Source organism: Shimia sp. (genome assembly GCF_041624275.1).
Taxonomy (GTDB): domain Bacteria; phylum Pseudomonadota; class Alphaproteobacteria; order Rhodobacterales; family Rhodobacteraceae; genus Shimia.
On the sequence record NZ_JBFJVE010000127.1, the window covers coordinates 1 to 9,275 of the forward strand.

At 64.1% G+C, this 9,275-nt stretch carries 9 protein-coding genes; 5 read left to right on the forward strand and 4 right to left on the reverse strand.

Features of this window, described 5'->3' with window-relative positions; all coding sequences use genetic code 11:
* The first annotated feature begins 195 nt into the window (after positions 1-195).
* The 4 genes from ABZD10_RS10645 (at position 196) to ilvN (ending at position 5,010) form a co-directional block, all read left to right on the forward strand.
* Positions 196-1,620 carry a cache domain-containing protein gene (locus ABZD10_RS10645; RefSeq protein WP_372886399.1) on the forward strand — a complete coding sequence of 475 codons (1,425 nt, stop codon included), beginning with the start codon at positions 196-198 and terminating at the stop codon, positions 1,618-1,620.
* Entirely contained in the window at positions 1,617-2,261 is a 645-nt protein-coding gene (locus ABZD10_RS10650) for a response regulator (protein WP_372886400.1), read from the forward strand. Before ABZD10_RS10645 ends, ABZD10_RS10650 begins: the two co-directional genes overlap by 4 nt.
* Positions 2,262-2,680: 419 nt before the next feature.
* Positions 2,681-4,435, forward strand: coding sequence for an acetolactate synthase 3 large subunit (locus ABZD10_RS10655; protein WP_372886401.1), 1,755 nt, complete (start codon positions 2,681-2,683; stop codon positions 4,433-4,435).
* 11 nt (positions 4,436-4,446) lie between these two features.
* Positions 4,447-5,010 (forward strand): acetolactate synthase small subunit, encoded by a 564-nt coding sequence (gene ilvN / locus ABZD10_RS10660; protein ID WP_372886403.1) that lies wholly within the window; start codon positions 4,447-4,449, stop codon positions 5,008-5,010.
* A 59-nt stretch (positions 5,011-5,069) separates the two neighbouring features.
* Here the strand turns inward: ilvN and ABZD10_RS10665 are convergent, their stop codons facing one another.
* A complete protein-coding gene (locus ABZD10_RS10665; RefSeq protein ID WP_372886405.1) occupies positions 5,070-5,429 on the reverse strand; it encodes a hypothetical protein in 360 nt (119 codons plus the stop codon).
* A 224-nt stretch (positions 5,430-5,653) separates the two neighbouring features.
* Here ABZD10_RS10665 and ABZD10_RS10670 point away from each other — a divergent pair, with 224 nt between their 5' ends.
* The gene (locus tag ABZD10_RS10670) at positions 5,654-6,469 is read left to right on the forward strand and encodes a helix-turn-helix domain-containing protein (protein ID WP_372886406.1); all 816 of its coding nucleotides are present in this window, start codon (positions 5,654-5,656) and stop codon (positions 6,467-6,469) included.
* A 105-nt stretch (positions 6,470-6,574) separates the two neighbouring features.
* Here the strand turns inward: ABZD10_RS10670 and ABZD10_RS10675 are convergent, their stop codons facing one another.
* The 3 genes from ABZD10_RS10675 to ABZD10_RS10685 form a co-directional block, all read right to left on the reverse strand.
* The gene (locus ABZD10_RS10675) at positions 6,575-7,369 is read right to left on the reverse strand and encodes a DUF2189 domain-containing protein (protein ID WP_372886407.1); all 795 of its coding nucleotides are present in this window, start codon (positions 7,367-7,369) and stop codon (positions 6,575-6,577) included.
* A gap of 248 nt (positions 7,370-7,617) precedes the next feature.
* Positions 7,618-8,745: a peptide chain release factor 2 gene (gene prfB / locus ABZD10_RS10680; RefSeq protein ID WP_372886408.1), complete on the reverse strand. Its 1,128-nt coding sequence runs from the start codon at positions 8,743-8,745 to the stop codon at positions 7,618-7,620.
* A gap of 393 nt (positions 8,746-9,138) precedes the next feature.
* Positions 9,139-9,270 (reverse strand): hypothetical protein, encoded by a 132-nt coding sequence (locus ABZD10_RS10685; protein WP_372886409.1) that lies wholly within the window; start codon positions 9,268-9,270, stop codon positions 9,139-9,141.
* Positions 9,271-9,275: the final 5 nt, after the last annotated feature.

Here is a 9,275-nt window from a genome sequence, read left to right on the forward strand (position 1 = left end):
CAAGTGAAAGAAGCCTAGCCCCGGGTTCGCCTTCTGGGAATACCAACTACTACGGACTCGGCTGAAATTGCGCCGAAATCGCCGTCGCATCGGGGCCGCATCGGGGCCGCATCGGGGCCGGTTTGGCGCCCTTTGCGCGACCCGCAGCCGAATCCCGGCTATGATTCGACGCCAAAGCCGACTATCGAATCATATATGCGCCGTTTCCTGCCCCGTTTCCGACTGTCCTACGCCCAGAAGCTGTTTCTGCTGGCGACGCTGCCGCTGATCCTGGCGGTGGCGGCGATCTCGGTGCTGGTGGCCAACCAGTCCCGGCAGCTGGCCGAACGCGAGATCAAGGCGCTGGAGGAACAGCTGATCGCGGCCCAGAAGGCCGAGCTGAAGAATTACCTGTCGATCGCCCGCACCGCCTTCGTCAACATCTATGGCCGCGCCGCGCCGGACGACGAGGCGGCGATGCTGGCGGTGACCCAGATCCTGTCGTCGATGATCTACGGTCAGGACGGCTATTTCTTCGTCTTCGATTATGACGGTACCAACCTTGTCAGCCCGCGCCAGACCTATCTGATTGGCGGCAACTGGGCCGGGCTCGAAGATCCCGCCGGCATTCCGATCACCGACGAGCTGATCCGCATCGCGCGCCAGGGCGGCGGCTATCACAGCTACGACTGGGCCAAGCCCTCGACCGGAGAGACCGCCCGCATGGTGACCTATGTCGTCGGCCTTCAGGACTGGAAATGGGCCATCGGCACCGGCATCTTCATCGACGACGTGCTCGAGACCGTGGCCGCGGCGCGGGCTCAGGTCGAGGCAAGGGTCCGGCGGACCACGATGTATATCCTGGCGATCACCGTCGGCGCGCTGCTGATGGTCTTCATGTCGGGGATGGTGATCACCATCCGCGAACGCCGGCTGGCCGATGCCAAGCTGAAGGAGCTGACCCAGAGGGTGTTCGACGCCCAGGAAGAAGAGCGCGGAAGGGTGGCGCGCGAATTGCATGACGGGATCAGCCAGCTGCTGGTCGGGGTGCGCTATGCGCTGGACAGCGCCCGGCGCCGGCTCAGCGCCGGCGATGCCCGCGCCACCGAGACCCTCGACAAGGGCATCGACCACCTGTCGGGCGCGATCCAGGAGGTGCGCCGCATCAGCCGCGACCTGCGCCCCGGGGTGCTCGACGATCTCGGGCTGGGGCCGGCGCTGAAGGCGCTGACCGACGATTTCGCCGCCCGCACCGGGATCGAGACCGAGTTCAACACCGTGGTGTTCCGCAACCGGCTCGATCAGGACGCCAAGATCGCGCTCTATCGCATCGCCCAGGAGGCGCTGACCAATATCGAGCGCCATGCCGGGGCAAGGCGGGTCACGATCGACGTGCGCGGCCACAAGAAGGGGGCCACCCTGCGCATCGCCGACGACGGCGGCGGCATCGCCCCCGAAGCGGCCTCGAAACCGGGCTCGGGGCTGGGGCTGCGCAACATGCAGGAGCGGGTCGAGCAGCTGGACGGCGCGCTGCGCATCTTCTCGTCGCGCTCGGGAACGGTTATCGTGGCCGAAGTCCCGCTCAGCCACATGCTGCAACCCCAGGCACAGACCCCGGACTCCAGAAAGGCCCGCGCATGAGTGACCCTGTGAAAGTCGTGATCGTCGATGACCATCCGATGGTCGCCGAAGGCATCCAGTCGATCCTCGAAAGCTATGACGACATCGAGGTCGTGGCCACCCTGTCCAATGGTCGCGAAGCGGTGGACCGGATGCCGCAGATGGCACCGGACGTGGTGCTGATGGATCTCAACATGCCCGATATCGGCGGGCTCACCGCCACCGAGATGCTGCTCGAGGCCAACCCCGCCACGCGGATCCTGATCCTGTCGATGCACGACAGCCCGGAATACATCAACACCGCCCTCAGCCATGGCGCGGTGGGCTACGTGCTGAAGGACGTGCCCACCGAGGAGATCAAGATCGCCATCGACACGGTGATGACAGGAAAGCGCTATCTCTGCACCGGCGCCAAGGGGTCGCTGGAACCCGAGGACGGCGACCAGCGCGAGAGCCTGACCAGCCGCGAGCAGACGGTGCTGTTGCAGCTGGCGCAGGGCAAGTCGAACAAGGAGGTCGCCGCGGCGCTCAATATCTCGGTGCGCACCGTCGAGACCCACCGCAAGAACATCAAGCGCAAGCTGGGGATCAGCTCGACCGCCGGGCTGACCCGCTACGCGATGGAACACGGGGTGCTGCAGGGCACCGGCGTCAGCCTCTGAGCGCGGCCTTGGGGGGCGCTGCCCCCCGCCCGGCATCGCGTGCGGCCCAGGGCCGCCCGCACGCCGGCCTCCCCCCGGGATACTTCAGGCAAGAGAAAGCCACTTGCGGGCGCGACCTATTGGCCCGGCGGCGTTTTTCGCCCTCTTCGCGCAATTTTCGAAAAGGTTTTACCGGCGCAAAGGAAATATTCTTAGATTTTTCCCGCCTCAAAGAGGCTTTTCGCGGTTGACGCCCCGGGACGGTCTGCATAAGGTCCGCCCACGCATCAAGGAGCCCGACATGGCACAGCTAGTGGTACTCGTGGAAGACAGGCGCATGGGCCGGTAACGGACACCATAACGGTTCCCCATGCGCCCCCGCTCGAAGATCGGGGGCTTTTTTATGCGCAAGATTTGTGACGTTGGTAACGGAGAGAGACATGACACGTCAGATGACCGGAGCGAGGATGGTAGTTCAGGCCCTGAAGGATCAGGGTGTGGACACGGTATTCGGATATCCCGGCGGAGCTGTCCTGCCGATTTACGACGAAATCTTTCAGCAGAATGACATCCGTCACATTCTGGTGCGGCACGAACAGGGGGCGGTTCATGCCGCCGAAGGCTATGCCCGTTCGACCGGCAAGGTCGGGGTGGCATTGGTGACCTCGGGGCCCGGCGCCACCAATGCGGTGACCGGATTGACCGACGCGCTGCTGGATTCGATCCCGATCGTGGTCCTGTCGGGCCAGGTGCCGACCTTCATGATCGGCTCGGATGCCTTTCAGGAGGCCGACACGGTGGGCATCACCCGCCCCTGCACCAAGCACAACTGGCTGTCCAAGGACACCGAGACCCTGTCGGCGACCATCCACGAGGCCTTTCACGTGGCGCGCTCGGGCCGCCCGGGCCCGGTGCTGGTCGATATCCCCAAGGACGTGCAGTTCGCCAGCGCCGACTACACGCCGCCCCAAGCGGCCAGGACCTCGCATTACCAGCCGCAGATGAAGGGCGACATCGAGGCCATCACCGAGCTGGTCGAGGCGCTGGAAAAGGCCGAGCGCCCGGTGTTCTACACCGGCGGCGGGGTGATCAACTCGGGCCCGGCGGCGGCGCAGCTGCTGCGCGAGCTGGTCGACACCACCGGCATTCCGATCACCTCGACGCTGATGGGGCTTGGCGCCTATCCGGCCTCGGGGTCGAACTGGCTGGGCATGCTGGGCATGCACGGGCTTTACGAGGCCAACATGGCGATGCACGGCTGCGATCTGATGATCAATGTCGGCGCCCGTTTCGACGACCGTATCACCGGGCTGATCGACGCCTTTTCGCCGGGGTCGAAAAAGGCCCATATCGACATCGACCCGTCGTCGATCAACAAGGTGATCAAGACCGACATCCCGATCGTCGGCGATGTCGGCCACGTGCTGGAGGACATTCTCAAGGTCTGGAAGGCGCGCGGCCGCAAGACCAACAAGGACGCCATCGCCAAATGGCAGGCGCAGATCGACCAGTGGCGGGCGATGGACTGCCTGCATTTCAAGCAGGAAGGTCGCGTCATCAAGCCGCAATATGCCCTGCAGCGGCTCGAGGCGCTGACCAAGGACAAGGACCGCTTTGTCACCACCGAGGTCGGCCAGCACCAGATGTGGGCGGCGCAGTTCCTGGGCTTCGAAGATCCCAACCGCTGGATGACCTCGGGCGGGCTTGGCACCATGGGCTACGGCTTCCCGGCCTCGATCGGCGTGCAGATGGCGCATCCCGAAAGCCTTGTCATCAACGTCGCCGGCGAGGCCTCTTGGCTGATGAACATGCAGGAAATGGGCACCGCGGTGCAGTTCCGCCTGCCGGTGAAACAGTTCATCCTCAACAACGAACGTCTCGGCATGGTGCGCCAGTGGCAGGAGCTGCTGCACGGCGAACGCTATTCGCACAGCTGGTCCGAGGCGCTGCCCGATTTCGTCAAGCTCGCCGAGGCCTTCGGCGCCAAGGGCATCTATTGCGACAACCCCGACGATCTCGACGAGGCGATCCTCGAGATGATCAACCACGACGGGCCGGTGATCTTCGACTGTCTGGTCGAAAAGCACGAGAACTGCTTCCCGATGATCCCCTCGGGCAAGCCGCATAACGAAATGCTGCTGGGCGAGGCCTCGACGCAGGGTGCGATCGAAGCCGGCGGTGCGGTTCTGGTGTAAGGAAGAGAAAAATGGCTGCTCTGAAAATCAAAAAAGGCTCGACCAAACATTCCGCCTATAACCTGCGCCCGAACTTCTCGGACGTGCAGGAGGCGCATACGCTGGCGGTGGTGGTCGACAACGAACCGGGCGTTCTGGCGCGCGTCATCGGCCTGTTCTCGGGCCGGGGCTACAACATCGAAAGCCTGACCGTGGCCGAGGTCGACCATCTGGGACATCAGTCGCGGATCACCATCGTCACCAAGGGCACGCCGCAGGTGATCGAACAGATCAAGGCCCAGCTGGGGCGGATCGTGCCGGTACATGAGGTGCACGACCTGACCGTCGAAGGCCCCTCGGTCGAGCGCGAACTGGGCCTGTTCAAGGTCTCGGGCGCCGGCGACAAGCGGGTCGAAGCGCTGCGCCTGGCCGACATCTTCCGCGCCAATGTGGTGGATTCGACCCTCGACAGCTTTGTCTTCGAGATCACCGGCGCGCCGGAAAAGATCGACGCCTTTGCCGACCTGATGCGCCCGCTGGGGCTGGTCGAGGTGGCGCGCACCGGCGTCGCCGCCCTGTCGCGCGGCGCGCAATAGGCACGATGCCGCGTTGAAAACAGAGAGGGGGCCGCTGTGGGGCCCCCTCTCGCACCGGGTCAGACGACCACCAGCGCCCTTGCCGGCGCTTCCGCTCTCTCTCTTATGAATGGAATGACCTGTGCCACGGTCTGCTGCTGGTTCGCGGCCACCGGTTGCGGGCAAGAGGACGCAACCTGAAGACGAGATGCGATTCCGTCATAGGCCCCCTGATCGATCCGGCGCGGGTTGCGGGCCCGCCGCAGGTGTGTGTCCTGACACAGGTCGAAATCCACCAGATCTCCGGCGTCGATTTCCGGCATCTCCGCCGCAGCGCCATCGCTGTCGCTGTCGCTGAAATAGGCCAGATCGCCGTGGTCCTCGCACCAGATTACGGCTTTGCGTTCGCTGGGGTCACTCCAAAGCACTACGCCAAGCATTTGAGTTCAAACTCCTTTTCGCCACGATACCGAGTTTCACAAATGAAACGGCGTCTGCACATGATTAATTGCGCGTCGATGCTGACGAAATTGTGTCGACATTGCCGCAACTTGGTGCCAAACTGCGCCAGCATGTCGCCAATTGGCGTCAGCCACCCCCGGCGGGCATCCTCCAATGCGCGTCAGAAGCGAAGCTGAGCAGAGCAAGACCACTGGAGGCCGAATTGATCATCGCACCGGAATTCCCGGAGTCAGACCCCTCTCCGGCCGATCTGCGCAAGATGTTCGGCGCCAATCTGCGCAGGCTTGCCGACCGCTACCCCTCGGTGTCCCAGCTTTGCCGCGAACTGGGGATCAACCGCACGCAATTCAACCGCTACCTGTCGGGCGAGAGTTTTCCGCGCCCCGACGTGCTGCATCGCATCTGCACCTTTTTCGACGTCGACGCGCGCATCCTGCTGGAGCCCATCGACCACCTGGACACCGAGCGCGGCGTTCTCAACCATCCGTTGATCTCGGACTATCTCGGCGCCGGGATGACCGAGATCCCGCAGGATGTGCTTCCCGACGGGTTCTACCGTTTCTCGCGGCCAAGCTTCATCGAAACCGGCTTGATTATCATCGGCTTGGTCTATGTCTTCCGACGGGACAAGCACACTTTCATACGCGGCTACGAGGCCAAGGAGGCGATGCGCCAACAGGGCCTTCCGACCGATCCCGAGACCCGCGAATTTCGCGGTGTGGTGCTCCCGCAGGAAGACGGGATCGCCGCCATCGTATCGCACAAGCGCACCATGGCGACCTCGTTCAACTACCTCAGCCGGGTTGCCTCGTTCCAGAACCACTACTGGATCGGCTATGCCACCCGCACGGTGCGTGAAACCGTCAACGGCTGTCGTGCCGCGCGGCTGGTCTACGAGCATCTCGGCACGAAAACCGGACCGGTTCTCGCGGCGGCGCGCTCGGTCGGGTTCTGCAATGCCGAGGACCTGATCCCCTATCATCGCAAGCTGCTGCAACTGGACCGGCCCTTCGCCTGACGCCAAGGGGCGTTCACCCGCCGCCGAGCCGCACCGGAACCCACCGGGACGGACACGATCCCTGCCTTGACTCGCCTTGCCTTGACTCGGGCGCGAGGGCCAACGTCAGCCGGCGTCGTCGCCGGCGGAACCGGCAGATTTCATCAGCGAATAGAGATGCCAGGTGGCATGCCCCAGCAAGGGCAGCACCAGGAACAGGCCGAGAAAGGCCGGCAGCAAGGCGGCGAAGGTCAGCCCGGCGATGAGGGCGGCCCAGAACAGCATCTGAAGCGGATGCGCGGTGACGATCTGAAAGCTGGTCATCATCGCGGTGACGAAATCCACCTCGCGATCCAGAAGCAGCGGCAGCGAAATCACCGTTATCATGAACAGCAGCAGCGCAAAGGCGGCGCCGACCACGGTCCCGACGGCCAGCATCATCAGCCCGCTGGGCGTCAGGTAGACCTCGAACGAGCTCGAGACATTGGTCATCGTCGACAGGCCGAGAAACAGCGCGAAGATCATATGTGCCAGAAAGAACCAGAACAGAAAGACGATGACGATGACGGCGCAGATCGAGGGCAGCTGGCGCTGCCTTTGGCGGCCGATGACGCCGAAGATCGCCGGCGCGTCCATCTCGCGCCCCTGTTCGATGCGGCGCGACACCTCGTAAAGTCCGACCGCCGCAAAGGGCCCGATCAGCGGAAAGCCGATGGCGGCGAAGACCAGCCAATAGGTCTGGCCGGTGGCCATCGTGACCCAGGCCAGCGCCCAGCCCGCCAGCACGTAGAATGCCGAAAAGGCGAGCCCATAGGCCGGCCGGGCCCGAAAGTCGCTCCAGCCCCGCGACAGGGCCCCCTTCAGCATGACGAAATCCACTCCGCCCAAAGGCGGAACCCCCATACTCGGCTGATCTGGCATCGATGTCTCCTGTGCGCGCTTTTACCCGAGATAAGAACCGCTTGGAGACCACAAATCAAGTTTGCTGCACATGTGAAGCGTCACCGGATGCGATTTTGCGCATCACCGCCGTTTCCGTGGTCGGAAAGGGCAGCCGGAAAACCGGATCGGCGGGCATCAGCGGCGGGAGCCCCCTGCCCCCGCCATTGCCCGGCACCGGCGCGGGGCGCCCCCGTGCCGGCCAAGTTCCGGAAGCAACCCCGGCGTCGTCAGTCGTCGGACTGGGCGTCGGCGCGGCTCTTGCCGGCCACGTCCATGGCCAGCGTCGCGGCCATGAAACCGTCGAGGTCGCCGTCCAGAACGCCCTTGGTGTCGGAGGTTTCGTAGCTGGTGCGCAGATCCTTGACCATCTGGTAGGGCTGCAGCACGTAAGAGCGGATCTGGTTGCCCCAGCCGGCATCGCCCTTGGCCTCGTGGGCCTCGTTGATGGCGGCGTTGCGGCGATCCAGCTCCTGCTGGTAAAGCCTTGATTTCAGGGCTTTCATGGCGATGTCGCGGTTCTGGTGCTGGGATTTTTCGGAACTGGTGACCACGATCCCGGTGGGGATGTGGGTGATGCGCACCGCCGAGTCGGTGGTGTTGACGTGCTGACCACCGGCCCCCGAAGAGCGATAGGTATCGACGCGGATATCGGCCGGGTTGACCTCGATCTCGATATTGTCGTCGACCACCGGATAGACCCAGACCGAACTGAAAGACGTGTGCCGCTTGGCCGCCGAGTCATAGGGCGAGATACGCACAAGCCGGTGCACGCCGCTTTCGGATTTCAGCCAGCCATAGGCATTGTGGCCCGAGATCTTGTAGGCGGCGGATTTGATGCCCGCCTCTTCGCCCGGGGTCTCGGACTGCAGCTCGACCTTATAGCCCTTTTTCTCGGCCCAGCGGACATACATCCGCGCCAGCATCGAGGCCCAGTCGCAGCTTTCGGTGCCGCCGGCGCCCGAGTTGATCTCGAGAAAGGTGTCATTGCCGTCGGCCTCGCCGTCGAGCAGCGCCTCGAGTTCCTTCTCGGCGGCCTTTTCGGCCAGCGCGACCAGGGCCGCCTCGGCCTCCTTGACGACCTCGTCGTCCTCTTCCATCTCGCCCAGTTCGATCAGCTCGATATTGTCGCTGAGGTCGGTCTCGATCGACTTGCAGGTGTCGATGGCGTCGACCAATGTCTGGCGTTCGCGCATCAGCTTCTGCGCCGCCTCGGGGTCGTTCCAGAGGTCCGGGTCCTCGACCCGCGCGTTGAATTCCTCGAGCCGGTATGCCGCGGTCTCCCAGTCCAGCCGCTGGCGCAGCAGGTCGAGCGATTTCTCAATTCTGGCAACAGTGTTCTGGGTTTCGGCGCGCATGGGTCATTCCGTTCAGACAGGTTCGAAGGGCGTGATAAACCACCCCTCGGGCGCGGGCAAGCCGTGCCGTGCGACCAGAGCCGGGCCGGCCGCCGGATCAGGCCCCCGCACAGCCGAAACGCCCGGCAGCGCAATGAAATAGGAGAGGCACCGATGGCGCCTCTCCGAAGGGTCTGAAATGGTCTTCCTACTTAAAACCGAAACCAAGCACGACCGGATCGAAACTGGTCCGGGAACACGAAGCGCACGAAGCAGTGGGGACCCACCCCGAACACCTCGGCTCAACTGTCGCAAATCCGGACCAAGCCGCAAAGCTGTGAATGTTCATAGGTCTTTCAGGGGTCGAATCACCCTGTCCCGCCACGCCCCGGCGCAGCCACCCCGGCGGTGCCCCTAGGGCGCGATCAGCTGGTATTTCAGCGCCAGCGCCAAAGCGTGTTCCCGGGTCTGCGCCCCCAGCGCCTCGCGCGCCCGCGCCATGTGGAAGGTCACCGTGGCCTCGGTCACGCCCAGCTTTTCGGCAATCCGCG

Coding starts and splice junctions, on each gene's coding strand:
- ABZD10_RS10655 (WP_372886401.1), top strand. CDS start 2,681: ATGACACGTCAGATGACCGGAGCGAGGATGGTAGTTCAGGCCCTGAAG.
- ABZD10_RS10645 (WP_372886399.1), top strand. CDS start 196: ATGCGCCGTTTCCTGCCCCGTTTCCGACTGTCCTACGCCCAGAAGCTG.
- ABZD10_RS10665 (WP_372886405.1), bottom strand. CDS start 5,429: ATGCTTGGCGTAGTGCTTTGGAGTGACCCCAGCGAACGCAAAGCCGTA.
- ABZD10_RS10650 (WP_372886400.1), top strand. CDS start 1,617: ATGAGTGACCCTGTGAAAGTCGTGATCGTCGATGACCATCCGATGGTC.
- ABZD10_RS10675 (WP_372886407.1), bottom strand. CDS start 7,369: ATGCCAGATCAGCCGAGTATGGGGGTTCCGCCTTTGGGCGGAGTGGAT.
- prfB (WP_372886408.1), bottom strand. CDS start 8,745: ATGCGCGCCGAAACCCAGAACACTGTTGCCAGAATTGAGAAATCGCTC.
- ilvN (WP_372886403.1), top strand. CDS start 4,447: ATGGCTGCTCTGAAAATCAAAAAAGGCTCGACCAAACATTCCGCCTAT.